Here is a 24,077-nt window from a genome sequence, read left to right as displayed (position 1 = left end):
GTCTTGGCCGAAGATGGCGCAGCGGCGGGGTTGTCTATTTGTTTAACAACGGTATCAATCAGCGCAAATGACGTGATGCGGAGCAATACAAAATGACCCCACAATCAGTGCCAGATGCCGTATTTCATACGCGTGTGCGCAACCCCGATCTTGCGGGCGACAATCCGTTTGAATGGAAACAGCTTTCGACCAGCGATGTGTTCGCAGGAAAACGTGTTGTGGTCTTTGCCTTGCCCGGTGCCTTTACGCCAGCCTGTTCGGAAAGCCACCTGCCAGGGTATGAGCGGCTCTATGATGCATTCGTGGCACAAGGCGTGGACAGCGTCGTCTGCATGGCCGTCAACGATGCTTTCGTCATGTTCCAATGGGCCAAATCGCAGAATATCCAGCGCGTGTTCATGCTGCCCGATGGCAATGGAGAGTTCACACGCAAGATGGGCATGCTGGTGGATCGGTCTGCGCAAGGCATGGGCATGCGCAGCTGGCGCTATTCTATGCTGGTCGAAAATGGTGACATCAAAAAACTATTCGCCGAGCCGGGGCTGCGTGACAATCCACCCGGCGTGCCGATGTCAGTGTCGTCGGCAGAAACGATGTTGGACTACTTGCAACACCATCACCAGACCAGTTCCGTTTGACCGGCGCGTAGGTCGTGATATTTCCGCAGGGTCAACGGATTGGCGCCTGCCTGTTGATGTGGCTGTTCAGCATGCACAGCGCCCATCACCCATCGCCACAACCTGCCTTGCCCCAAATAGACCAGTGCCTTGTCAGATTGGTGGTGCTGCGCGGGCGCTTACCAATTGGCTGGCGGTGACCCTTTCACGATGGATCATATAGAGGCCCGCGCCGATGATGATCGTGATGCCGGTCAGCGTCAGAGCATTGGGGAAATCGCTGAACACCAGATAGCCCAGCAAAGTGGCGACCGGCAGTTCCAGATATTGTAAAGGGGCGAGCGTGGCCGACGGTGCCAATGACAGCGCATAGGTCATCATGATATGGCTGATCGTCGCAAAGAATCCGACCCCGAATAGCCAAAGCCATGCAATCCCTTCGGGCCAGACCGGATCAAGCAGTGACGATCCTGTTCCTTGGGCCAGCACCATCACCGGCAGGCACATCAGGCTGGCGATCAGGCCAGTGTGGAATTGCAACGTCACAGGATGCATCCGGCGTGACAGTCCGCGCGTCACAAGGATATAGAACGCAAATCCCACGGCCGTGCCGAGGGGAAACAAGGCCACCGCTCCAAATGCCGCAAAGCTTGGCTGAATGACCAGCAAGACGCCGATAAATCCGACCAATGCGGCCCAGACACGGCGCGGCCCGACGTCTTCGCCAAAATAATATTTCCCAACCAGCAGTACGATGAAAGGTGCCACGAACACGATCGCCAGCGCATCGGCCAGCGGCATCACGCTGATGGCAGCGATGAAGCAAAAGGTCGAGACCAGCAAAAGCACCGCGCGAAACACCAGCGCAAGCCATAGGCCGTGTGCAACCCGCAACGATAGCCCCATGATCCAGACAAACGGCGCCATCAGCGCGCATTGCCCGATAAAGCGCGCAGCGGTGATTTGTCCGACCGGGACGCTATCTGCTGCCAGCTTTGCCGCGACATCCAATAATGGCGCCGTCACGCAAAACCCCAACATGAGGGCGACACCGGCAAGGATGCGGTCCGTGGATGGCGTTGATAAGGAAGTGTCGGTCATGCATTACGCTTAGGATGTCGTTTCACATGCGTCCAGTCGGAAGTGCGATTGGTGATGGCATTCGCGAAACGCGGATGAGTGTCGTCACGACCAGCAGCCACGTCAGCATCACGCGTCGCTGACAGCGGTGCCAGCCATCACGCCTAGGCCACGCCAGCCAGGCCACGCAACAGTCCGGCCAGCGCGGGGTGCGGAAACTTGCGCGGCAATGTGACGGCGAAAAATGGCTCTGTTATGCCAAGATCAAATGGGGCGGTGGCCAACATCCCGCTGGCCAGCTCATCAGCCACGACCACGGTGGGGGCGATAGCAAGACCCAAACCTGCGCGGGCCAGCAGCCGCACCATCGCCATATCATCGACATGGGCAACGATGCGCGGCTGCACACCAAGGGCTGTGACCAGATTTTCAAATCCTGTGCGGATCACATCCTCTGTCGGCAGGATTAGCGGTTCTTGGGCCAGAAGATCGGCAAGGCTGGCATGGTGCAGGTGATCTGGCCGACCATGCAGGCGAACAGGTTGTTCAGCAATCTTTTGCGCGGCCAGCACCAGACCTTCGCCCGTGGGCGGAACCTGCGTTGTCAGTACGACATCAAGCGCAAGGTTTTCCAAATCGGCCAGCAAAGGCCGCAAGCTGCCCGATTTGAGCGAAAATGCGCAGGCACCTGGCTTTAGCAAAGGGGCAAGGAATTGCAGCTGGAAATTGCGCGACAAGGTCGAGAGCGCACCGATCCGCAACGGTGGATCACTGGGGCCACTTTGCGCGAGGGCGGCCAGCAATTCATCGCCGGTCGAGAAAATCCGTTCGGCATGGTCAAGTGCGATGCGCCCGGCCTCTGTCAGCACCAGTTTGCGGCCGACCCTATCGAACAGGTCAAAGCCCAGCCGTTCCTCAAGTTGCTTGATCTGCACCGAAAGCGCGGATTGCGCGATATTCAGACGGTCGGCAGCCTGCCCGAGGTGACCTTCGCGGGCGACCTCGTGAAAATAGCGCAGGTGGTGATAGTTCAGGCGGTTTATCATTCTGTATTATAGAATGAATACATAGCAAAGATATATTTTTATTTCAAATCCTCTGGCTTTAGCTCTGCCCCAAGCGCCACAAAGGAGATTCCGCCATGGATGTTATCTGGACGATCATCAGCAGCTTTCTGGAACAATTACAAAAACCGACCCTGTCCTTTCTGATCGCAGGGATGGTGCTGGCAGCGCTTGGCAGCAAGTTTGAAATACCCGCGCCCGTGTATCAGTTCATCGTGATCCTGCTTTTGTTGAAGGTTGGGCTGGGCGCGGGGATCGCGATCCGCGAGGCCGAACCGATGACGCTGATCGTGCCTGCTTTGGGGGCGGTCGTTGTCGGGGTGCTGATCGTCTGGCTGGGCGGTTTGACACTGGCGCGGTTGCGTGGGGTGTCGCAGGTTGACGGTCTTGCAACGGCGGGGTTGTTCGGGGCGGTATCGGCATCGACGCTTGCGGCGGGCATGGTGATGCTGGATGACAGCGGCCAGGAATATGAGGCGTATATCGGCGCGCTTTACCCGTTCATGGACATAGCGGCACTGGTGACGGCGATCCTGCTGGCGCGTCTGGCAGCAGCGCGCAACAGCGGTCTGGCGGTGCAGGGCGGTGGCGCATTGGCGCTGCACGCGGGCCAAGGCGGGGTGGCCGTAGAGCAGGGGTCGCTGGTACGTCACATCCTTGTGGATACCTGCCGCAGCCCTGCGATTTCGGCAATGCTTGCGGGGCTGGCCATCGGGTTTCTGGCGCGGCCTGATGTGGTCTATCACAGTTTCTACGAACCCCTGTTCCGGGGGCTGTTGTCGATCCTGATGATGATCATGGGAATGGAGGCATGGAGCCGCCTGTCCGCGTTGCGCAAGGTTGCCCATGTTTATGTTTTTTACGGTCTGACCGCACCTTTGATCCATGGGTTCATCGGTTTTGGGGTCGGGATGGCCGCTCATCATCTAACAGGGTTTTCTGCAGGTGGTGTTGTGCTTCTTGCCGTCATGGCGTCATCAAGCTCTGATATATCGGGGCCACCAACACTGCGTGCAGCCCTACCAGAAGCAAATTCCTCTGCTTATGTCGGCACATCGACCGCACTGGGCACACCCACCGCGATCCTGTTGATCCCACTTTGGATTGCATTGGCAGAGCTGGTGATTTCAGGATGAAGCCGATGCGCAACGGAACATGCGGCATGTTTCCCAAGGCCGCTGGATCGGCGGCTTTGCATCGCAAAGGTCAAGCGATTGAAAAGACTTTGGCAGCACAGGGGTATTGGTCGCCGTTCGACACGCCTTTGGCAATCTCAGGTTCGGAGCATTCAATGAGCAAGCAGCAGCATCAATGCCGACCGCCGTGCAAAGCCAGCGGGCATCATGCCGCAGCAGAACTTGATGGTGGTGGTCAGTTTCAAGCTTTACGTTTAAATAAATTATACTTTGATTCACTTATTGTGCGCTGACGGTTGAATGCCTCAGCAAAAAAACTGGAAAGAGGCCGCATTGACCAACCCAAACGCAGTTCTGATTGATCGTCACCCCGGGCGATCCACCCAAACACTTGGCCTTGCCAAAGAGATCGGCACTGATCCGGCTCTTATTCATGAGCCTTCGGTAGGCGTCGTTGGGACCAAAGGCGATAGCCAATGCTATCTGGGGGTTGCGGCCAAGGTCGAGGCGATCCACGAAGCCTTTCGGTCACGGATCGGAACGGGGCCAGATCAGCTCCGGTTCAGGTTGGTTCAGCCAGAATTCACCATCGCGACATCAGATGGCATGCGCAATGGCACACCGGAAATGCGCTACTCGCTGATCGGACGTGAAGTCACCCAAGACGCTTTGTGCGAACATTTCAGCGCGACCGGACTGGCAGGCACCATTGCGGTTGTTGCATGCGATAAACCACCTGTCGGCACGCTTGCAGCGATGCTTGAACATAACCTGCCGTCGATCATCATGTCTGATGGTCCAATTCATCCCGGTGTTGATCCCAAAACCGGTGAAAAGCTGGATATCGTTACCGCTTTCCAGGCAGCAGGGCATCCAGACCCTGAATATCGCCATCACATCGCCTGTCATGCGTGCCCAGGCTTTGGCAGCTGTGGCGGTATGTTCACATACAACACCATGCAAACGTTTATTGGTGTGCTTGGGATGCAGCCTTTGCACATGGTGGCACCACCGTCCGATGATGCACGCCGGTTGACAGAGTTCCCTGATGAACTGGTCACATTGCTTGCCAAGATGATCGAAACGGATCTGAGGCCCCGCGATATCGTTGGACGAGATTCCTTGCGCAATGCAACGATTGTCGCGATGGCGATCGGCGGGTCAACGAACGCGCTGTTGCACGCGCCAGAGATTGCCCGCGCCGCAGGCTTTGCCGAATTTTGGAAAGACATCATGACGCCGGAGGAGTTTAATCACCTGTCGCAACATGTTGTTCCGGTCCTGACCAATGCACGGCCTTATGGCAAATATTCCATGGTCGATATTGATCAGGTCGGCGGTGTGCAGGTTATCGTGCGCGAATTGCTAGAAGCGGGTCTGCTGAACGGCGAAACAATGACCTGTACAGGCGAAACATTGGCTGAACAGGTCGCCCGTCTTGGCGCAAAACAGGCCGATGGCGATGTTATTTATTCCGTAAAAGCACCTTTCAAGCCGACAGGTGGTCTACGGATGCTTGGCGGTAACCTGTCACCTGACTTTTCAGCTATCCTGAAGCTGGCTGGCGTCGAAGGTGGACTGGAAAACAACCTGTTCCGCGGCAAGGCTCGTGTGTTTGACGGTCAGCAATCCCTGTTGGATCTGTTGGACCAGACCCCCGAGGTGTTGCAGGACAACGACATGATCATTGTCCGATATGAAGGCCCAAGCGGCGCACCGGGGATGCCTGAAATGCTGGATCCGACTGCACGCATTACAACATTGTGCCGCGAGCGCGGTATTGTTGTCGCACTGATGACGGATGCACGGTTTTCTGGCGGTTCGATTGGTCTGGTGATCGGCCATGTGGGGCCTGAAGCCGCGCTCGGCGGACCGATTGCTTTTGTCGAGAATGGCGATGAAATTCTGGTTGATCTCAATATTAATCAGATCAACTGCACGCCATTGAATGACCCGGACATTCTCGCTGCGCGCAAGCGCGCTTGGGATGATGCCGTCGCAAGCAATGGCGGGTTTCACCCCAGTTTGCCTGCCGCTGACACACGCTTGTTGCAACGCGCAAGGCATATGGCGGTCCCCGCGATCAACGGGGCGGGTTTGCACCCGCATCGCACTGTTTGGGTCCGCAATCCCCGTGACGCCACGCCATCCGGCTTTGCCCCACATAACAAGTTTCGGACCTGAGACGTCCGGTATTTTCACAGGTGCGGTCATTGTCTTGGCCACTGATCTGAAGCAGCCCGATTTTATCGAACGGGCCGTTACATCCGGATTAAGCGTGGCTGTCGCGATGGCCATGATCGCGCCTGCCGCCTGCGTTTCACAATCGGCCTGATGTGTGAAAACCCCGTGCATGTTACGCACGGATCGCAGGTGACGGGTGATTTGGGAATTTGTATTCTGTCAGAGACCAACGTTTTTCATTGATGTGATGGTCTCTGACAAATACGAAGCAAGCCATTCAGGCAGCGATGACCGCGCGGATCGGTTCGCCACGATCACCTTCCGTAAGGTTTTTGGCTACCGGAAAGCGTTGGTCGTTTAGAAATCAATCATCGTCACGATCGTCATTCCGATCATCGTCATGATCGTCATTCCGGTCATCGTCATGATCGTCATTCCGGTCATCGTCATGATCGTCATTCCGGTCATCATCATGATCGTCATTCCGATCATTATCATAACCGTCATTCCGATCATCGTCACGATCATCATTCCCGCCGTCATTCCGATCGTCATCGCGGCCATCATAGCGGTCGTCATTCTGGTCGTCGCCGCGGTCATCATCACGATTATTATCATCGTTGTCGTCGCGATCTTCCCTGACATTGCTGTTCTGCCGGGCAATCTCGCGAATATTGTCTTCATATTCGGCCTGGCTTTCAGTTTCAGATCGTTGGCTGACAACAGAACCGTCAGCGTTGGACAGCCTGACTTCCAGCTTGCTGAAACTCGGTCCATAGGCTTCAATTTCAGTGCGTAGAAAGCCGCGCGACACCTCGAAATGTGTATAGCCTTGGGCAAACAATTCTTGGATTTTGGCATCCACAAAGTCTTGTGCAAGCGCTGGGCTTGCCATCATTGCGAATGAGAACAGGGCGGAGGTCATTTTCAGTTTTGTCATTTTCGATCCCTTTACGTCGGATGTTGGCTTCATTGTCCGCTCCGAGCCGTCTGCTATCTGCCGACCCGGGCTTGGCGATGGAGCTAAGGTGATCGAAGACCGGGTAAGTTCCTATTGGACGCAGGCTTGCATTGGGGCTGTTTTGCCAACATAAACTAAAGTCATACAAAGCAGAAAAGGCCAAAAAGTGGACACGTTGCCCAGATCGCCGATATCAGGCCGCCGCGCTGCAAGACGGCGGGCGGTTTTTCTGGGAATGGCAGTTCTTCTGTCCTGCATGGCCTTCTTTGGGTTTGATGTGGTTGCCGATGTTGCCATGCATCTTCAGGCGGGCATGTCTTATGCATCGGCAGAATTGGTTCACCTGATATTTGAAACCGTGGCGGTACTTGGGCTGGGATATGCGGTGATCACGCTCCGGCAGTATTTGCGCCTTCTGCAAGTAGAGGCAGAATCCAGCAAGGAAACGATCCACATGCTGCGTGGTAACTTCGACGAAGTGTTGCGCGACAAATTCAAAGAATGGAGCCTGACTGCGGCGGAACGTGATGTCACTTTGCTGATCATTCGCGGTCTTAGCGTCGCCGACATTGCTGCCGCTCGGAATACCGCACAAGGGACCATCAAGGCACAGTCGACATCTATTTTCCGCAAGATCGGGGTCGGATCCAAGACGGAACTCATGAGTGTAATCATCGATGAGTTTCTCGATACAAGTTATCACGATGGTCTGAGCGCGCAATAATACCATCGCCCTTTCGCAGAGCATCAAGGGGCGCGCTGCGCATGCGCGCGTTTGCCCCCAGGATCCGGCGGATCATATTGATTTTTCAGTGACGCTGGGCTGTTGGGCGTTAAAGCGTTGATATTTGTCGTAAAGCGGGCCTTTTATCCACATGGTCAAGGTTACGATAGCGCAAGAGACGCAATCCGCCCTTTCCCGAGAACGTATGGACACCTGAAATGAAACGACTTGCACTTGATGCAGCAGACATCCGCATTCTCGGTGCGCTTCAAAAACACGGACAATTGAGCAAGGCTCGGTTGGCCGAGATTTGCTGCCTTTCGGCGACGCCCTGCTTGGCGCGGCTAAGTCGGTTGAAGGCGGCGGGATACATCCGCGGCTATCATGCCGACATTGCGCTGGGACAGCTGGCTGATTTCGCAAAGGTGATCGTCACTGTTTCGCTCAGTCGCCACAGGAAAGCCGACTTTGACCGCTTTGAGGCGTTCATAAACAGTCGCGATGAGATAATTGATTGCATCGCCACGGGCGGCGGTGTCGATTACATCATGGAAGTAATCAGCCCAAGTCTGTCGGCATTTCAAAGTCTTATGGAAGAGTTTCTTGCCGAAGATCTCGGCATTGACCGCTACATGACCTATTTTGCGACGCGGCAGGTGAAATCCGGTATGCCAAACATTGCAAAACTGGCCGCTGGGAACATCAAATAGGCGTTTCGGTCCGATCGGACCTGTTTGGCATGTAAAAACGGCCCGCCCAGACTGCGCATTCGAAGTTTTCAGACCACTTTTATTGGGCGTCTCAGACAAGATCACGTCAGAATTTTGGTCGTTTGTGGTCGGGGGATCATGAACAAAAAGGGAGGATGTTCCACATGCAAGCAGACGATTTCGGTTTCGGCACACAGATCCGCAAGTCACCCTATTTCGATGCAACGTTGCGTTGGGGCGCCAAAGGCTTTTCGGTCTATAACCACATGTATATCCCCCGCGATTTCGGGGACGCGGAGCAGAATTTTTGGAACCTCGTGAACGACGCAATTCTGTGTGATGTCGCTGTCGAGCGTCAGGTCGAAATCACCGGTCCGGATGCGGCGCAATTCACCCAGATGCTGACTTGTCGTGACTTGTCCAAGATGGCGGTGGGCCAGTGTAAATACATCCTGATCACAAACGCTGACGGCGGCATCCTGAATGACCCGATCCTGCTGCGCCTTGCGGAAAACCATTTCTGGATTTCACTCGCTGACAGCGACATCCTATTGTGGGCACAAGGGGTTGCCATTCACTCTGGGCTGAATGTTACCATCCGCGAACCAGACGTTTCGCCGCTTCAACTGCAAGGCCCAAAGTCGGGTGAAATCATGAAAGCCTTGTTCGGCGAAGACATTCTGGACCTGCGCTATTATTGGCTGCGCGAGGTTGAATTGAACGGTATTCCACTGGTCGTTTCCCGGACCGGTTGGTCGAGCGAGTTGGGTTATGAAATCTACCTGCGTGATGGCGCCAAGGGCGATCTTTTGTGGGAAACCATCATGGCCGCAGGTATGGAATTCGGGCTTAAGCCCGGCCACACGTCGTCCATTCGTCGGATCGAAGGTGGAATGCTGTCGTATCACGCTGACGCTGACATGACGACCAATCCGTTCGAGCTGGGCTTTGATCGGCTGGTCAATCTTGACATGGAGGCTGACTTCATCGGCAAAGCTGCTCTGCGGCGCATCAAGGACGAAGGCGTCAGCCGCAAACAGATTGGCCTGATTATTGATGGTGATCCCCTTGCCGGCCCCAATACGACTTTTTGGGCAATCAACCTTGGGGGCGACACTATCGGCAAGGTTACATCGGCCGTTTATTCCCCACGTCTGAAGCAGAATATCGCTTTGGCGATGGTGTCAGCGGAACACGCAAATATTGGGGCGGTGGTCGAAGTCGTCACTCATTCCGGGCCTACCATTGCAACGATCTGCGAGCGTCCATTCTACGACCCCAAAAAACAGATCGCAGCAGCATAAGGCATCGTCAGAAAGAACATCGAAATGTCACATCTTGCGATAACGTTGCATTGGCACCGCGCGGGTCCCGTATTGCGCACCGGTGTGTATTCGAACGAACACACGGTTCAATATAACAGCCGCTTTGATCTTCCGGTGGACGCGGCCCCTGATTGGGGCGGCGATCCCGCAAATACCAACCCTGAACAAGCCCTCGCCTCGGCGCTGTCAAGTTGTCACATGATGACGTTTTTGGCGCTGGCGGCAAAACTAGACTGGCCTGTCGCAAGCTATCACGATTACGCCGAAGCACATCTTGGCAAGAACGCCAAAGGGCAGATGTCCGTGGTGCGGATCGACCTCAACCCTGTGGTGCGGTTTGACACCGGCTTTACCGTCAGCGCAGAGGACTTGGCCCAGATGCAAGGCCGGGCGCATCGCTACTGTTTTATCGCCAATACATTGGCTGACAGTGTCGAAATCAACATTCATTGAAATCCCAAAAGGATGAGCGTCATGTTAACATCTGATATCCTGCTGGCCGATTTAGACGCGCATGGTATTTTGCGTCTGACCTTGAACGATCAGGGCCGTCGAAATGCTTTGTCCGAGGCGATGTTGACCACATTACGCGTGGCGTTCGAACAAGCCAGTGCTGACCCAGCGGTTCGTGTCATTGTGCTGGCCGCCACAGGCCCTGCGTTTTGTGCCGGCCATGATCTGAAAGAAATGACAGCCGGTCGTGCAAGCGATGACGGTGGCAAAACCTATTTTGCACATGTCATGTCCCTGTGTGCCAGCGTCATGCAAGGCATTGTGACCTGTTCCAAACCCGTGATTGCCGAAGTGAGAGGCGTGGCCACGGCGGCAGGATGCCAGCTGGTGGCAAGTTGTGATTTGGCCATCGCTGCAGACACGGCGCAATTCAGCACGCCGGGGGTGCATATTGGTCTGTTTTGTTCGACCCCGATGGTCGCCCTGTCGCGGTCTGTTGCCAGCAAACATGCGATGGAGATGTTGTTGACGGGTGATATGGTGTCAGCCACGCGGGCGGCGGAAATCGGCCTTGTCAATCGCGTGGTGGTACCCGATGCATTGCATGATGCGACGATGCAAATCGCACTCAAAATTGCGTCAAAGTCGAGCATGACGCTCGCAACCGGCAAGCGCGCCTATTATGCACAGCGTGAAATGACGCTGGGCGATGCGTATGATTACGCGTCTGGTGTGATGGTTGAGAACATGCTGGCCCAAGATGCACATGAAGGCATCAGCGCCTTTATCGAAAAACGTAAGCCTGAATGGCAGGACGCCTGATTTATGACCACAAACCCTTACAACATTGATCTGGACCGTAATCCGGCGAACCATATTCCGCTTACGCCGCTGACATTTTTAGACCGGGCTGCGTCCGTCTTCCCTAACCACATTGCGATCGTGCATGGCGCTTTGCGGCGCAATTATGCAGAATTTTACATGCGGTCGCGTCAGTTGGCATCCGCTTTGGCGCAAAATGGAATCGGGCGTGGCGATACCGTGTCTGCAATGCTGGCCAACACACCGGCGATGCTCGAATGCCATTACGGCGTGCCGATGTCGGGCGGAGTTCTACATTCTGTTAACACACGCCTTGATGCGTCAGTGATCGCGTTCCAGCTTGACCATGCCATGTCCAAGGTGGTGATCGTCGATCGCGAGTTTATGCCGTTGATTGAAAAAGCCTTGGCGCTGGCCAATGTGACACCACGCGTGATCCAATACGACGACCCTGAATTTCCGGGACCAGCGACAGCGACAGAGGCGCAGGATTACAACGCCTTCCTATCGACTGGTGACCCCGATTTCGATTGGCTGATGCCGCTTGATGAATGGGACGCGATTGCCATCAACTATACATCAGGCACAACGGGCGATCCCAAGGGCGTCGTGTCGCATCACCGTGGCGCGTATTTGCTGGCGCAGGGCAATGCGTTGACCACGTCAATGGCGAAACATGCGGTCTATCTATGGACCCTGCCTATGTTCCACTGCAACGGGTGGTGCTTTCCGTGGACCCTGTCAGCGATCGTCGGCACCCATGTTTGTCTGCGTCAAGTCCGGCCGGAACCGATCTGGGCAGCGCTTGCCGACGAGGGGGTCACACATCTGTGTGGCGCCCCCATTGTCATGTCTTTGATTATTTCTGCCCATCAGGCGGAAAAACGGACATTTGACCATCAGGTGCAGTTCTTTACCGCGGCGGCGCCTCCGCCAGAAAAGCTGTTGGCGGATATGAAAACTGCGGGCTTTGATGTGACGCATCTGTATGGGCTGACAGAAACCTATGGGCCAGCCGTGGTGAACGACTGGCACCATGAATGGTCCGATCTGCCGCTTGCGGAACAAGCCACGCTAAAGTCGCGCCAAGGGGTGCGCTATCTGCCGCTCGAAGGTCTTGACGTGCTGGACCCTGAGACGATGCTGCCTGTCCCTCGGGATGGCGAGACTATGGGTGAGGTGATGTTTCGCGGCAATGTTGTGATGAAGGGATATTTCCGCAATCCGAAAGCCACGCAGCAAGCCTTTGCAGGCGGCTGGTTTCACTCCGGTGATCTTGGTGTGCGGTATCCCGATGGCTATATCCAGCTCAAGGACCGCTCCAAGGACATCATCATTTCAGGCGGTGAAAACATTTCTTCGATCGAGGTGGAAGAAGCTCTTTATCGCCATCCTGCGGTCAAGACCGCCGCCGTGGTTGCGATGCCGCATGAAAAATGGGGTGAAACGCCCTGCGCCTTTGTAGAGCTATCGACAGGGGCCGACGTGGATGCCGCCACATTGCGGGCCTGGTGCAAGGATTGGCTTGCGCCCTACAAGGTGCCAAGCATGGTTGTTTTCATGGAAATTCCCCGCACATCTACCGGCAAGATACAAAAATACATGCTGCGCGAACACGCAAAGACCCTTGCAGAACAGAACAATGAAACGAAAAGCTGCTGACGCGGCTGTTTTGATCCGTTTGATCTGACATCATCGCGTTGAGCCGCGTGACGGAAAAGTGCGGTGATTGCCGCAACATTTGTTTGCGCGCAACAATCGTGAAGACACCAGAGTGTATTCGCAAACGAAACCCCAGCACAAACCGTGTTTGCACATCGTTGCGTGATGCGGACCTTCAATCAGCCTGGCAAGGATTGGATTGTGCAATCCACCAGGCAATTGTTCAACACCGGATCCATATCAATCATCTTCACTGGGCGGCGTGCCACCATGACGCTTGATCACCTCGGTCAGGCTGTAAGACTGCTTTGACGGCCAGCAGTCTTTTGCCGCAGACGCCGCGCCGAAATGGTCTGCGTCATAAATTGGTGATCCGCCTGTTGCGGTGGGTTCACATAAATCAGGTAATTTGAGTGGTATTTACTTGTTAGGTAGGAAAATAAAGATGTCTAGAAGGCTTTCATTGATCACATCTGCCCTTGCATTGGCTGCTGGCACAGCAAGCGCACAAGATATGGCGTTCAATCGTATCGCTTCTTTTGCGACGATGCTGAACAATGCCGACAACATGGCGGAAAGTTCGTCCGAGATTATTTCGGCCTCTGACGATGGCATGACTATTGTCTATTCTGATAGCCCATTAGGCGTGATCGGCTTGATCGACATTGCCGACCCCGCCAATCCCCAGCCCAAAGGCAATATCGACATGGGCGGCGAGCCGACGGCGGTGTCGGTTATTGGCAATACAGCCTATGTTGGCGTGAACACCTCGGAAAGCTATACTGCGCCGTCTGGCGTGCTCAAGGCCGTGGATCTTGCGACCGGTGCGATTATCGCTGAATGCGATCTGGGTGGCCAGCCTGACAGCACAGCCGCAGCCAAGGACGGCAGCTTTATCGCGGTTGCGATCGAAAATGAACGTGACGAAGACGCCGGCGATGGCCGCGTTGGCCAGATGCCAGCGGGCTTTCTGACCATGATTGATGTGGTCGATGGCACGCTGGATTGCGCAACTTTGCGCCGGACCGACCTGACCGGCCTGGCCGAGATCGGCGCGGCCGATCCAGAACCGGAATTCACCGATATCAACGCTCTTGGCGAGGTTGCTGTAACCTTGCAGGAAAACAACCATATCGCCATCGTCGCCGCTGATGGCACGCTGCTGAACCATTTCAGCGCAGGCACAGTTGATCTTGAAGGGATCGACGCGACTGACGAACGCGCTGCCCTGATATTTACACAAAGCGTGCAAGATGTGCCGCGCGAACCCGATGCTGTGCAGTGGATCGATGACAACCACATCGCCATCGCCAACGAAGGCGACATGGACGGCGGCACACGCGGTTTCACAGTGTTCCACAAAGATGGCACGCTGGTTTACGACAGTGGCATATCGTTCGAATATGCTGCGGTCGCGGCTGGCCACTATCCCGACAAAAGGTCGGACGCAAAAGGTGTCGAGCCTGAAGGCATGGAAATCGCGACATTCGGCGACACACCTTTTATGTTCCTGCTAGCAGAGCGCGCGTCACTTGTCGGTGTTTATGACATGACCGACCCCGCAAACCCGGTGTTGACACAATTGCTGCCTTCGGGGATCTCGCCTGAAGGGGCGGTTGCGATACATGCGCGTAATTTGCTGGTCACAGCGAATGAACTCGATTTGGTCGAAGACGGTGGCGCGCGGTCGCATGTCATGATTTTCGAATATCAGGCGGCACCAGCTGCCTATCCGACGCTGACGTCTGCCGGTGCGGATGAACTGATCGGCTGGGGTGCGATTTCGGGTATGGTCGCTGGCGAAAATGGCATCGTTTATGCGGTGAACGACAGCTTTTATGGCTTTCAGCCACAGATTTTCACAATCGACACGACGCAGGTACCGGCACGGATCACCGCAGCACTGGATATTACACGCGGTGGTGTCCCGGCACAGAAACTGGACATCGAAGGCATCACAACTGATGGCGAAGGTGGGTTTTGGCTGGCCTCAGAAGGGCGCACGGACCGGATGATCCCGCATGGGCTTTATCATGTGAACGCTGATGGTGAGATCGAGAAGGAAATTGCATTTCCTGCCGAACTTTTGGCCGTTGAAACACGTTTTGGTGCCGAAGGTATTACACAAGTCGGCAACACGCTGTGGATCGCGCTTCAGCGTAATTGGAAGGATGATATGGGTAACGACGCAAAACTGGTGTCTTACAACCTTGAAACCGAAGAATGGGGCGCGGTCACCTATCCGGTAGATGATACCGAAAACGGCTGGATCGGGCTGTCTGAAATCACCGCGCACGGTGATTATGTCTACCTGATCGAACGCGACAACCAGATTGGTGCGCAGGCGGCAGTCAAACAGATCACCCGCGTTGCTGTGAACGAGTTGGTTCCCGCCGCCTTGGGTGGCACGCTGCCCGTCGTTACCAAAGAGGTGGTCCGCGACCTGATCCCTGATCTGGCGACCTACAATGGCTACATCGTGGACAAGGTCGAAGGATTGGCAATCTTTGCAGACGGCACCGCTTGGGTATCAACCGATAACGATGGCGTCGATGATAGTTCTGGCGAAACGTTCTTCTGGTCGGTCGACTTAAACTGAGTGTCTCTTCGCGCTGCTTTGCGGGGCCCTTTCGGGGGCCCCCAATATGATTGTGACGCCGCCAAAGGCCCGCTGTCAGACGCAATCCGAGAATGTGATTTTGTTTTTGCGTCTTTGGTCGGGATCAATCAGCTGTGCCTGAATGGCTAGTGGTTGTGATACTGATCGACCCAGACCATGATTTTTCATTCTGTTGTGGCGGAGTGATCCGGTTGATGCCTTCCGCAATAACGGGTCTTCGACGTATCATGCGAAGGTAGGGGTGGCAGTGTCCTGACCTGAATTAAACGCGCTTTCCTTGGCTAATGAAGGAAACGCATCGCCCCCAAAACACCGATTATGATCATGTTGGCATAAAGCAATACCAATGGATACAGAGGGTCAGCGCGCCAACATTCTTATCTGGAAAAAACAAAATATCAATTGTGCCACTTAGATTATACATCACGGCCATCATGGTTGCGAACCGAAATGAATAACTAAAGGACAAACGTATATTCAGTGCGGCGATAACCCACAACGCCCGCCAGCGGTGCATCCGCGCAGTTTGACTGCAAAACGAGAGATCATTGAAAAATAGGATCACCTCAGTGAGGCTGTGGGGCTGCTTTGAGCATCGCGGCGTTAGTAGGCGAAGCCCAGTACTTTGCATTTCCGGATGCTTTCCAGCTGGGTCAATTGCGTGTTGACGATGGCTGTCCACATTTCCGTGCCAAACTTCTCAAGCAGATTGCCGTCTACTTTTTGCAGCTGCGCCCAACATTCACCGTGGCTGCTTGGCGGTATGCCCTCACCGAAAACGCCAGGGCAGGCCAATGCAGTGTTGCCGAGCTGATTTAGCGCAGTGTCGAAGTAGTTTACTGACACACCACTTATCGCGCGGCCAAGCGTATTCTTGATTTGCAATGTCAGGATATAATCGGCAACTGCGCCTGTGTCATTGGAAGAAAACTCAAGTCTGATCCGGCAGTCCAAGTCAGGTTCAGCGTTCGCCATGACCGGGGTTAACAACAAGAATGCCAAGGCCGTGGTTTTTAAAATCATTCGCAGGTCTCCATCTGCTTTCTATCCGTGAATATCTTTGTTGGCTTAGTGATTAGCATGTCGGCATAAAATCCGAAAGCAAAGCACATCTGCCAATCAGAATAACCAAAACAGACCAAAACGCATTTGTCGTATTTCTCAGCGCCTTGCGAAACGGTAGTTTTGGTGACGCATGAGAGTGATCGCATGCGCGTGCAATCTGAATTGGACATTTTGTCGAAGATCGCTTGTAAAAGATGTTTGGTGGCACTGAACCAAATCAGCGTTTCACCTCAGACCAGCACATTGGATAATGCACAGCCTAAAAACGGTCCGGTCGGCAGGGCGCAATGCGGGCGTCTGGGGGGGCGCCCTGAACCAAGGCCGTGACCATCTGGGCGGTGATAGGCGCAAGCGTCAGACCGATATGGCCATGACCATAGGCATGGATTACCCGACTATCGCGCCCCGTTCCGATCACGGGCACTGAATCCGGGATCGACGGGCGAAACCCCATCCAGCTGCGATTGGGTGCGCCCAAATCCGGAAAGATCGCCTGTGCGCCCTGTTCCAACAGCTTAATGCGGTGGGGCGAGGGTGGCGCGGTCAGTCCGCCCAGTTCGACAGTCCCTGCGACCCGCAGACGCCCTGCCATCGGGCAGAGGTAGAACCCGCGTGCCGTTGGACAGCAGGGCCGAGACAATCGTGGTGCGGACATGTCCCATTCAAGGTGATAGCCGCGTTCCGTTTCAAGTGGGACAGTGTCTCCGGCCATCCGCGCCAAATTTTTGGAATGTGCGCCTGCTGCAATCACCACGCGCGAGGCGAGAAGGGCAGGGCCGGTTCCGGTCAGCCTTATTCCGTCGGATTGTGGCTCCAGCCGCGCGATGCTGCTGCGCTGATGCACAACGCCGAGTGCGGTTACAGCGCGGGCCAGTTGACGGACCATGGCGCTCGGATCAGACAGGAACACGGCTTTGGGAAAGAACGCGCCGCCATGCATGGCCGGCAGGCCGGGTTCAAGGCTGGCCATCTCATGGGCCGCGACAAGATCGACGCTGACACCCAGGGCGCGGCGTTGGATCATATCCTGTGTGGCGGCACGAAATGCGTTTGGGGTGTCGTAGACATAAAGTGCGCCGCGTTTCTGCAAAATATCCACTGCGCCAATCTCGGTGGCCAGGTCTTGCCACATAGCTGCGGCATCCATGACAAGCTGTGCGATCGCTGCTGCGTTTCTTGCGGTCGCGGCAGGCAGACTTTGCCGGACGAACCGCAACAGCCAAGGCGCCAATGAAAGGATGGCCGCGTGTCTGATCGCCAGTGGCGAGCTGCGATCAAACAGCAGGCGCGGCAGGTCACGCAGGACAGCAGGGCTTCCTACCGGCATCACGGCGTAATCGGCGATTGTGCCTGCATTGCCGTAAGAGGCACCCGATCCGGGGTCTTGCGGGTCCACAAGGGCCACCTCATGCCCGGCCTGGGCAAGTCTGAATGCACAACCAAGCCCGATAATGCCTGCGCCGATCACTGCGATCTCGACCCGTTCAACCATGTGGTGGCCCTTCTTTGGTCATACTTTCCAGACTTTGTTATCTCTCGATCGCGTCTACACCATTTGATCGGTTGTTGACTGAATTTGAACAAGGCGTCGAATTGCTCGGTCCGTGTTTGGTCGTTGTCGTGTCACAAGTCTGGCAGGGACAGAAAACCGGCATCGAATAACCGATCAGCGTCGCAATATCCCACGGATTCAACGACGCAAGCCCTGCGATTTAGGAAGTATATTGTTGCATTTTCAAATCAGTACGAACAGTCCTGTCCCGTCTTTGTATATGGTCTACGATGGTGGCGGGGCGCATAATTTCAGCACTATCCGCTTACCTTCAGGAAAAATTATGACTTCAACATACTACGCGCCCCAAGGTGGTCAACCTGGGCAGGATCAACTGCTGACAGATCGCGCCGTTTTCACAAACGCCTATGCTGTGATCCCCAAGGGGACGATGCGCGACATCGTAACGAGCTTTCTGCCATTCTGGTCGCAAACCCGTCTGTGGGTGCTTTCAAGACCCCTTAGCGGGTTCGCGGAAACGTTTTCTCAGTACATCATGGAAGTGCAACACGGAGGCGGTTCAGATAACCCAGAGACTGACCCGCGCGCCGAAACTGTGCTGTTCGTGGTCGAGGGGACTGCGACGCTCGAGGTAAATGGCGCAATCTACGAATTAACGCCCGGTGGCTATGCGTATCTACCTGCTGGCCGCAAATGGCGTCTGCACAATCAGCACCCGCAAACCCTTCGGTTCCATTGGATCAGAAAAGCCTACGAGGCGGTCAGCGGCCTTGATGCGCCAGATGTGCTGATATTGAACGAGAACGACATTGTGCCAACGCCAATGGCCGGGACAGATGGAAAATGGGCGACAACGCGGTTTGTTGACCCGTCGGACATGCGCCACGATATGCACGTCACGATCGTGACATTTGAACCGGGCGCTGTCATTCCTTTCCTTGAGACACATGTCATGGAGCACGGGCTTTATGTCTTGGAGGGCAAGGCGGTGTATCGTTTGAACAGTGACTGGGTCGAGGTCGAGGCAGGCGATTACATGTGGTTGCGCGCGTTCTGTCCTCAGGCCTGTTATGCAGGTGGGCCGGGTCAGTTCCGCTATCTGCTTTACAAGGATGTGAACCGCCATATGACTTTGTGACGTTCGGCGGCGATTTTGTCGGAAGACAGAGTTGGGACGCGACGATTTAGGTGATAGCGAGATTTTTTCGGATTGTGGTGTTGCGTTTGATGTTGGCTTGTTGTGATGCGCGTCAAATGCAGCCTTGGAATAGAAAAGCGGCGTGTTTGGACACGCCGCTTTTGCTTATCTTGGCTGACGCCGTTTTTGCGAAAGGTGCCGGATCACTCCTGCTTGAGCGATCCCGTGCCTTTGCCGGCCATACCACCAGAGACTTCTTCGGTCGCTTCGTTTGCGAGTGTTTGTGGCAGCACAAGGTTCAGGAAAATGGCGATCACTGCAGCAGGCAGAATGCCCGAGGTCGCAAGGACCAATACCGTCTCAGGCAGATGTTGCAAAGCGCCCGGCTCTAGCTGCAAGCCAAGGCCCAATGAAATCGCGACTGCAAAGATAACCATATTGCGCCGGTTCCAATGCACATCCGAAAGCATCGATATGCCAGCGGCGGTCACCATCCCGAACATGACAATCACGCCACCGCCCAGAACCTGAATTGGGATCGACGAGATGACCGCACCAACTTTTGGCAACAACCCGCATGCAATCAAAAAGATCGCACCGATTGTGACAACGCCGCGGCTCATCACGCCTGTCATAGCGATCAAGCCGACATTCTGGCTGAACGAGGTGTTGGGGAGAGCGCCAAACAATCCTGACACGGCGGTCCCAAGCCCGTCTGCATAGGTTGCGCCTTGGATCTCTTTATCCGTCGCTTCACGGCCTGCGCCGCCCTTTGTAATTCCTGAAACATCGCCCACTGTTTCAACCGCCGACACGAATGCCATTGCACAGAAACCGATGATTGATGCGAACGTAAATTCCAGACCGAAATGCAAAGGATTTGGGAAGGCAAAATTGGCTGCACGCCCGATATTGCCAAGGTTTACCTGGCCCAATGCGAAGGCCAATGCATATCCGGCCAAGAGGCCGAGCAAGACCGCAGAGACCGATAGCATGCCACGGGCAAAGAACTTAAGTCCCAACGTCACGAAGATGACCGTCGCCGCCATCAGCCAGCTAATGCCGGATCCATAAGCAGGCGTACCGATTGCCGGAACGCCACCTGCCGCATATTGGATCCCAACTCTGACCAGCGCGAGACCAATCATGGTCACAACCAGGCCAGTGACCAACGGTGGCAAGGCAAACCTTAACCTGCCAATGAACAGACCAAGCACTGCATGAAACAATCCGCCAACAAGAATACCGCCCATCAGAACGGCGATTGCGTCAACGCCTTTTCCTGCGACGAGCGGAACCATGATCGGGATGAAGGCAAAAGACGTCCCTTGTACAATGGGCAACCGCGCACCGACGGGGCCTATGCCAATTGTCTGAAACAAAGTGGCCACGCCCGCAACGAACATGCACATCTGGATCATGTAGATCATTTGCGGAAAATCTGGGCTGTTGGACCCAAAGCCGAACCCAGCAGCACCGCAGACGATAATGGCGGGTGTGACATTGGCGACAAACATCGCCAAGACATGTTGGATGCCAAGCGGGATCGCTTTGGTGAGCGGTGGCATGTAATTCGGATCGCGCAGCTGCTCTGGCGTTCCAATGGATGAATTTGACATTGTTTTAGTTTCCTCCCCTAAATTCAATCTGTCGGCTCCTCCGCCGACGTTTTCATCATCACTTCATGATTGTGATATCATGCGCGAACCTATGTTCCTCGAGGTTGGCGCCTGCTCCGACACGGTCGACGACAGCGAAAAGCCCAGGCTCGTACAACGGCGCAAGCACCCCGTGCCAGACATTCCGGTGATAGTTTACCCCTTGTCCGGGTTGCGTCTCGAATGCGACTGGTCGACCGGGTATGCCATCCTCATCAGGCGCCACGACCACGAGAAAAGGGTTCTGGGTCATAGGCAAGAAAGCCTGGCTTCCATCTGGATGCCGTTCCATCAAGTCTAGCGTCATGGGCAATTTGCGCACCTTGGCATCAAAAACGCTGATACCCGCCCTGCCATCGGCAAAGGAAAGCTGTGCGCAATCATCAAAGCGTCTGCACATCCCGGCATTGATCATTCTGTCAGGATGGCCACTTGCCTCAATGACATCGCCAAACGGGGCGAAAGAAGCGGCCGTTAACGGTTGAATGTAAATGATGTCCGTCATTGAGCGAACTTTTGTTGCAAGCGCAGAAGGGCGATGCGTTCAACCTGACGGCAGGCTTCTTGAAATTCAGTGGCGCGGTCATTGTCGATCCGACGCTGGAAGGCTGCCATGATTGAAGCCTTGGAATTATCACGCACGGCAATGATGAAAGGAAAGCCGAACTTTGACATATAGGTTTCGTTTAATGTGGTGAAAGTCGCCCGTTCTGCATCGGTCAGCATGTCAAGCCCGGCCCCAGCCTGTTCAGCCGTGCTATCAGGGGTCAGAGACCCCGCTGCTGCCAGTTTTCCGGCCAGATCAGGGTGCGCCATCAACACATCAAGACGTTGCTTTTCGCCGGCAGACCGAAAAACCCGCGCAAGTGCGCTGTGAACGCCCAAAGCGTTGTCATGCGTCGGCCCGAGTTCAAGATCATAGGCCTTGTCTGCAATCCACGGACTATGTTCAAAAACATCGCCAAAAGCTGTTACAAAGACCTGTCTGTCCATTGCCGATGGTTGCAGGTGCCGCTTGGGAGGATGGTGTTTTATCCAGTGATCAGCAATTTGCGCACGCGTGGCGAACCAAACGCCGTCATGTTGTTTGAAGTAGTCAAGCGCCCGCTTCAAAGCCATCGCCCGACCTGGCCTGCCGATGATCCGACAATGCAGGCCAATGGACATCATCTTTGCCTGACCTGTCTGCCCTTCGGCATATAGCATGTCGAAACTGTCTTTTAGGTAGCTTTCAAACTGATCTCCATTTGTGAAACCCGCTTGAATTGCGAAACGCATATCGTTGCAATCCATCGTATAAGGCACAATCAGCTGGTCTTTTCCGCCTGTCGAAATCCAGTACGGCAGATCATCAGCATAACTATCCGCGATATAGAGGAAATCCCCTTCCTCAGCGGCAAGCGCGACGGTGTTCATGGAACATCGGCCTGTGTACCATCCGCGCGGCGGCTGACCTGTTACTTCGGTGTGCAGGCGGATCGCTTCGCGGATTTGCAGGCGCTCGTCATCGACACTCATGTCTTTGTGCTCAACCCATTTCAATCCGTGGCTTGCGATTTCCCAACCAGCCTGTTGCATCGCAGCGAGCTGTTGCGGCGCGCGCGCGAGCGCTGTTGCGACGCCGTAAACCGTGATTGGCAGGTGCCTGAGCAAGCTATGGACGCGCCAGAAACCTGCGCGGCTGCCATATTCATAGATTGATTCCATGTTCCAGTGGCGTTGCCGTGGCCACGGTGTGGCGCCCGTCATCTCTGATAGAAATGCTTCGGATGCGTCATCACCATGTAAGATATTGTTTTCGCTACCTTCTTCATAGTTCAGCACAACCTGCACCGCAATCTTTGCGCCTCCGGGCCAGTGCGCGGTGGGTAAATCGTTGCCGTAGCCAGTCAAGTCTCTTGGATAGCGGGTCATCGGATAATCCTTATCGATGCCTTATTCCTAAGTCATAAAATAAAATTTTATTTTCAAAAAAAGCAAAAAGGACTGTCTTGCTGATGCGCTTTGCGTTCGTGACGCTAATCAGCATACAAATTATCAGCAGCCGCCAAAGGAGACAGCCAGATGGCAGGATATCTTAGCACCCATGTCCTTGATACCGCACTTGGGCGCCCAGCACGGGGTTTGAAAATCGAACTATTCCGCCTGGATGCGAACACACGCAGTTTGATCAATACGCTTTTTACAAATGACGATGGTCGCACTGACGCGCAAATCTTGCCGGCGCCTGACTTTGCAACGGGCATATACGAACTGGTATTTCACGTGGGCGCATATCTTGACGCCACTGGCGTTGCACCCGAAGCGCCCCGGTTCCTAGACGCGGTTCCAATCCGCTTTGGCATGTCCGAAGATTCGCACTACCACGTGCCACTTTTGCTGTCGCCCTATGGGTATTCCACTTATCGCGGAAGTTAGGTTGCCAGATATAGCTGGTCTGTTGCCTTGATCGACGTCGCGATTCTGCCGATCATAAATTCCATAAACAAGCGTGTTTTCGGATCCTGCATCCTGCGATGTGTAAACAGACAGGCCATCTGGGTGGGTTCGGGCGGATTTTGTTGGGCAACCGCCACTAAGGTTCCGGCTTGTAAATGCTCTGCAATTTCAAAGACTGGTTTCATTGCAACCCCGTTTCCGGCAATCGCCCAATCTGTCAGGACGTCACCGTCATCCGACTCGTACCTGCCGGACACGCGAAACCGCCGTGGCCCGGTGGGGGTGGACAATAGCCATTGAAACTCTTTTGCGCCAGGAAACCGCAGATTTAGACATTCATGCCTGCCTGAGACAAGGTCGTCGCCATTTTCAGGCATCCCGCGCTGTGCAATATACTCTGGCGATGCGCATAAGATCCGCCGCACATCAGCAATTTTGCGAATCCGCAGATTGCTGTCTACGGGCTGTCCAAGGAAAAAGGCCAAATCGAGCCCTTCCGTCGTCAGGTCAACCTTTCGGTCAGATAGGCGAAGTCGCAGGCTAACGCCGGGGTAATCTTTCAGAAAAATTGGCACCTGCGGCGCGATCAAGCGCCGGCCCACTCCCAAAGGCGCAGCGACATAAAGCGAGCCCTTCAGATTTTCGGTAAGATTGACAATTTTTGCCTCAGCGGTTTCGACAGCTTCCAGAATTTCGGTCGCGCCGCGATAAAACGACTGGCCCTGCTCTGTTGGCGTCAGATTCCGTGTTGTCCGTTGAAACAAGCGTACGCCAAGATGCTCTTCCAATTGGGAAATACGTGACGACGTCACTGCAGGGGATAAGCGCAAGTCTCGTCCCGCGGCGGACATACTGCCTAACTCATAAACACGGACAAAAGTGCGGATGTTATCAAGGTAGGACATT

Annotated in this window: 22 protein-coding genes; 13 read left to right on the top strand and 9 right to left on the bottom strand. The window is 54.8% G+C overall.

Annotated elements, in window-relative coordinates; all coding sequences use genetic code 11:
- Positions 1 to 92 precede the first annotated feature (92 nt).
- Complete coding sequence (locus tag SKA53_RS07780; protein WP_007205564.1) at positions 93 to 638, top strand: peroxiredoxin; 546 nt, start codon at positions 93 to 95, stop codon at positions 636 to 638.
- A 132-nt stretch (positions 639 to 770) separates the two neighbouring features.
- Here the strand turns inward: SKA53_RS07780 and SKA53_RS07775 are convergent, their stop codons facing one another.
- Positions 771 to 1,718 (bottom strand): DMT family transporter, encoded by a 948-nt coding sequence (locus tag SKA53_RS07775; protein ID WP_040482859.1) that lies wholly within the window; start codon positions 1,716 to 1,718, stop codon positions 771 to 773.
- Positions 1,719 to 1,861: 143 nt separating this feature from the next.
- The gene (locus tag SKA53_RS07770; RefSeq protein WP_007205562.1) at positions 1,862 to 2,743 is read right to left on the bottom strand and encodes a LysR family transcriptional regulator; all 882 of its coding nucleotides are present in this window, start codon (positions 2,741 to 2,743) and stop codon (positions 1,862 to 1,864) included.
- A 95-nt stretch (positions 2,744 to 2,838) separates the two neighbouring features.
- On the opposite strand from SKA53_RS07770, the gene SKA53_RS07765 reads away from it, so the two are divergent.
- From SKA53_RS07765 to SKA53_RS07760, 3 genes are read left to right on the top strand one after another with little or no spacing between them, the layout of a single operon-like run.
- Positions 2,839 to 3,897: a sodium-dependent bicarbonate transport family permease gene (locus tag SKA53_RS07765; protein WP_007205561.1), complete on the top strand. Its 1,059-nt coding sequence runs from the start codon at positions 2,839 to 2,841 to the stop codon at positions 3,895 to 3,897.
- 5 nt (positions 3,898 to 3,902) lie between these two features.
- Positions 3,903 to 4,190 (top strand): hypothetical protein, encoded by a 288-nt coding sequence (locus tag SKA53_RS15430; protein WP_131494590.1) that lies wholly within the window; start codon positions 3,903 to 3,905, stop codon positions 4,188 to 4,190.
- Between the two features lie 40 nt (positions 4,191 to 4,230).
- Complete coding sequence (locus tag SKA53_RS07760; RefSeq protein WP_040482858.1) at positions 4,231 to 6,081, top strand: dihydroxy-acid dehydratase; 1,851 nt, start codon at positions 4,231 to 4,233, stop codon at positions 6,079 to 6,081.
- 364 nt (positions 6,082 to 6,445) lie between these two features.
- On the opposite strand, the gene SKA53_RS15040 is transcribed toward SKA53_RS07760, so the two are convergent.
- Positions 6,446 to 7,021 carry a hypothetical protein gene (locus SKA53_RS15040; protein WP_050752682.1) on the bottom strand — a complete coding sequence of 192 codons (576 nt, stop codon included), beginning with the start codon at positions 7,019 to 7,021 and terminating at the stop codon, positions 6,446 to 6,448.
- Between the two features lie 256 nt (positions 7,022 to 7,277).
- On the opposite strand from SKA53_RS15040, the gene SKA53_RS07750 reads away from it, so the two are divergent.
- The 7 genes from SKA53_RS07750 (at position 7,278) to SKA53_RS07720 (ending at position 15,337) form a co-directional block, all read left to right on the top strand.
- Positions 7,278 to 7,766 (top strand): helix-turn-helix transcriptional regulator, encoded by a 489-nt coding sequence (locus SKA53_RS07750; RefSeq protein ID WP_050752680.1) that lies wholly within the window; start codon positions 7,278 to 7,280, stop codon positions 7,764 to 7,766.
- A 218-nt stretch (positions 7,767 to 7,984) separates the two neighbouring features.
- Entirely contained in the window at positions 7,985 to 8,476 is a 492-nt protein-coding gene (locus tag SKA53_RS07745) for an Lrp/AsnC family transcriptional regulator (protein ID WP_040482857.1), read from the top strand.
- Positions 8,477 to 8,640: 164 nt separating this feature from the next.
- Positions 8,641 to 9,780, top strand: coding sequence for a glycine cleavage T C-terminal barrel domain-containing protein (locus tag SKA53_RS07740; RefSeq protein ID WP_007205555.1), 1,140 nt, complete (start codon positions 8,641 to 8,643; stop codon positions 9,778 to 9,780).
- Between the two features lie 24 nt (positions 9,781 to 9,804).
- A complete protein-coding gene (locus SKA53_RS07735) occupies positions 9,805 to 10,254 on the top strand; it encodes an OsmC family protein (RefSeq protein ID WP_040482856.1) in 450 nt (149 codons plus the stop codon).
- Positions 10,255 to 10,275: 21 nt separating this feature from the next.
- On the top strand, positions 10,276 to 11,076 hold the full coding sequence (locus SKA53_RS07730; RefSeq protein ID WP_040483205.1) for an enoyl-CoA hydratase: 801 nt from the start codon (positions 10,276 to 10,278) through the stop codon (positions 11,074 to 11,076).
- A gap of 3 nt (positions 11,077 to 11,079) precedes the next feature.
- Entirely contained in the window at positions 11,080 to 12,738 is a 1,659-nt protein-coding gene (locus SKA53_RS07725; protein ID WP_007205552.1) for an acyl-CoA synthetase, read from the top strand.
- A 445-nt stretch (positions 12,739 to 13,183) separates the two neighbouring features.
- A complete protein-coding gene (locus SKA53_RS07720) occupies positions 13,184 to 15,337 on the top strand; it encodes an esterase-like activity of phytase family protein (RefSeq protein ID WP_040482855.1) in 2,154 nt (717 codons plus the stop codon).
- A gap of 624 nt (positions 15,338 to 15,961) precedes the next feature.
- Here SKA53_RS07720 and SKA53_RS07715 read toward each other — a convergent pair.
- Both SKA53_RS07715 and SKA53_RS07710 read right to left on the bottom strand, forming a co-directional pair.
- Entirely contained in the window at positions 15,962 to 16,381 is a 420-nt protein-coding gene (locus tag SKA53_RS07715; protein ID WP_007205548.1) for a hypothetical protein, read from the bottom strand.
- A gap of 301 nt (positions 16,382 to 16,682) precedes the next feature.
- Positions 16,683 to 17,915: an NAD(P)/FAD-dependent oxidoreductase gene (locus SKA53_RS07710; protein ID WP_007205546.1), complete on the bottom strand. Its 1,233-nt coding sequence runs from the start codon at positions 17,913 to 17,915 to the stop codon at positions 16,683 to 16,685.
- Between the two features lie 343 nt (positions 17,916 to 18,258).
- On the opposite strand from SKA53_RS07710, the gene SKA53_RS07705 reads away from it, so the two are divergent.
- Positions 18,259 to 19,074 (top strand): bifunctional allantoicase/(S)-ureidoglycine aminohydrolase, encoded by an 816-nt coding sequence (locus tag SKA53_RS07705; RefSeq protein WP_007205545.1) that lies wholly within the window; start codon positions 18,259 to 18,261, stop codon positions 19,072 to 19,074.
- 203 nt (positions 19,075 to 19,277) lie between these two features.
- On the opposite strand, the gene SKA53_RS07700 is transcribed toward SKA53_RS07705, so the two are convergent.
- Genes SKA53_RS07700 through puuE form a run of 3 tightly spaced genes read right to left on the bottom strand, consistent with a single transcriptional unit; the run spans position 19,278 to position 22,646 of the window.
- Positions 19,278 to 20,693 carry a uracil-xanthine permease family protein gene (locus SKA53_RS07700; RefSeq protein WP_040482854.1) on the bottom strand — a complete coding sequence of 472 codons (1,416 nt, stop codon included), beginning with the start codon at positions 20,691 to 20,693 and terminating at the stop codon, positions 19,278 to 19,280.
- Between the two features lie 58 nt (positions 20,694 to 20,751).
- Positions 20,752 to 21,237 (bottom strand): ureidoglycolate lyase, encoded by a 486-nt coding sequence (locus SKA53_RS07695; protein ID WP_007205543.1) that lies wholly within the window; start codon positions 21,235 to 21,237, stop codon positions 20,752 to 20,754.
- Complete coding sequence (puuE, locus tag SKA53_RS07690) at positions 21,234 to 22,646, bottom strand: allantoinase PuuE (protein WP_007205542.1); 1,413 nt, start codon at positions 22,644 to 22,646, stop codon at positions 21,234 to 21,236. The genes SKA53_RS07695 and puuE overlap by 4 nt, the downstream gene beginning before the upstream one ends.
- 150 nt (positions 22,647 to 22,796) lie before the next feature.
- Here puuE and uraH point away from each other — a divergent pair, with 150 nt between their 5' ends.
- Complete coding sequence (gene uraH, locus SKA53_RS07685; RefSeq protein ID WP_007205541.1) at positions 22,797 to 23,150, top strand: hydroxyisourate hydrolase; 354 nt, start codon at positions 22,797 to 22,799, stop codon at positions 23,148 to 23,150.
- Here uraH and SKA53_RS07680 read toward each other — a convergent pair.
- The gene (locus SKA53_RS07680) at positions 23,147 to 24,076 is read right to left on the bottom strand and encodes a LysR family transcriptional regulator (RefSeq protein WP_040482853.1); all 930 of its coding nucleotides are present in this window, start codon (positions 24,074 to 24,076) and stop codon (positions 23,147 to 23,149) included. The two genes, uraH and SKA53_RS07680, sit on opposite strands and share 4 nt — an antisense overlap.
- Position 24,077: the final 1 nt, after the last annotated feature.

Origin of the sequence: Yoonia vestfoldensis SKA53 (assembly GCF_000152785.1) — a bacterium.
GTDB classification, from domain to species: Bacteria; Pseudomonadota; Alphaproteobacteria; order Rhodobacterales; family Rhodobacteraceae; genus Yoonia; species Yoonia vestfoldensis_A.
The sequence above is the reverse complement of the archived record's forward strand: the minus strand, read 5'-3'. Positions and strand labels throughout refer to the sequence as shown.

Excerpts from the sequence above, each read along its gene's own strand:
- SKA53_RS07695 (WP_007205543.1), bottom strand. The coding sequence starts at position 21,237 with ATGACGGACATCATTTACATTCAACCGTTAACGGCCGCTTCTTTCGCC.
- SKA53_RS07710 (WP_007205546.1), bottom strand. The coding sequence starts at position 17,915 with ATGGTTGAACGGGTCGAGATCGCAGTGATCGGCGCAGGCATTATCGGG.
- SKA53_RS07715 (WP_007205548.1), bottom strand. The coding sequence starts at position 16,381 with ATGATTTTAAAAACCACGGCCTTGGCATTCTTGTTGTTAACCCCGGTC.
- puuE (WP_007205542.1), bottom strand. The coding sequence starts at position 22,646 with ATGACCCGCTATCCAAGAGACTTGACTGGCTACGGCAACGATTTACCC.
- SKA53_RS07725 (WP_007205552.1), top strand. The coding sequence starts at position 11,080 with ATGACCACAAACCCTTACAACATTGATCTGGACCGTAATCCGGCGAAC.
- uraH (WP_007205541.1), top strand. The coding sequence starts at position 22,797 with ATGGCAGGATATCTTAGCACCCATGTCCTTGATACCGCACTTGGGCGC.
- SKA53_RS15430 (WP_131494590.1), top strand. The coding sequence starts at position 3,903 with ATGCGCAACGGAACATGCGGCATGTTTCCCAAGGCCGCTGGATCGGCG.
- SKA53_RS15040 (WP_050752682.1), bottom strand. The coding sequence starts at position 7,021 with ATGACAAAACTGAAAATGACCTCCGCCCTGTTCTCATTCGCAATGATG.
- SKA53_RS07740 (WP_007205555.1), top strand. The coding sequence starts at position 8,641 with ATGCAAGCAGACGATTTCGGTTTCGGCACACAGATCCGCAAGTCACCC.
- SKA53_RS07770 (WP_007205562.1), bottom strand. The coding sequence starts at position 2,743 with ATGATAAACCGCCTGAACTATCACCACCTGCGCTATTTTCACGAGGTC.
- SKA53_RS07775 (WP_040482859.1), bottom strand. The coding sequence starts at position 1,718 with ATGACCGACACTTCCTTATCAACGCCATCCACGGACCGCATCCTTGCC.
- SKA53_RS07700 (WP_040482854.1), bottom strand. The coding sequence starts at position 20,693 with ATGTCAAATTCATCCATTGGAACGCCAGAGCAGCTGCGCGATCCGAAT.
- SKA53_RS07705 (WP_007205545.1), top strand. The coding sequence starts at position 18,259 with ATGACTTCAACATACTACGCGCCCCAAGGTGGTCAACCTGGGCAGGAT.
- SKA53_RS07720 (WP_040482855.1), top strand. The coding sequence starts at position 13,184 with ATGTCTAGAAGGCTTTCATTGATCACATCTGCCCTTGCATTGGCTGCT.
- SKA53_RS07735 (WP_040482856.1), top strand. The coding sequence starts at position 9,805 with ATGTCACATCTTGCGATAACGTTGCATTGGCACCGCGCGGGTCCCGTA.
- SKA53_RS07680 (WP_040482853.1), bottom strand. The coding sequence starts at position 24,076 with ATGTCCTACCTTGATAACATCCGCACTTTTGTCCGTGTTTATGAGTTA.
- SKA53_RS07780 (WP_007205564.1), top strand. The coding sequence starts at position 93 with ATGACCCCACAATCAGTGCCAGATGCCGTATTTCATACGCGTGTGCGC.
- SKA53_RS07750 (WP_050752680.1), top strand. The coding sequence starts at position 7,278 with ATGGCAGTTCTTCTGTCCTGCATGGCCTTCTTTGGGTTTGATGTGGTT.
- SKA53_RS07765 (WP_007205561.1), top strand. The coding sequence starts at position 2,839 with ATGGATGTTATCTGGACGATCATCAGCAGCTTTCTGGAACAATTACAA.
- SKA53_RS07745 (WP_040482857.1), top strand. The coding sequence starts at position 7,985 with ATGAAACGACTTGCACTTGATGCAGCAGACATCCGCATTCTCGGTGCG.
- SKA53_RS07730 (WP_040483205.1), top strand. The coding sequence starts at position 10,276 with ATGTTAACATCTGATATCCTGCTGGCCGATTTAGACGCGCATGGTATT.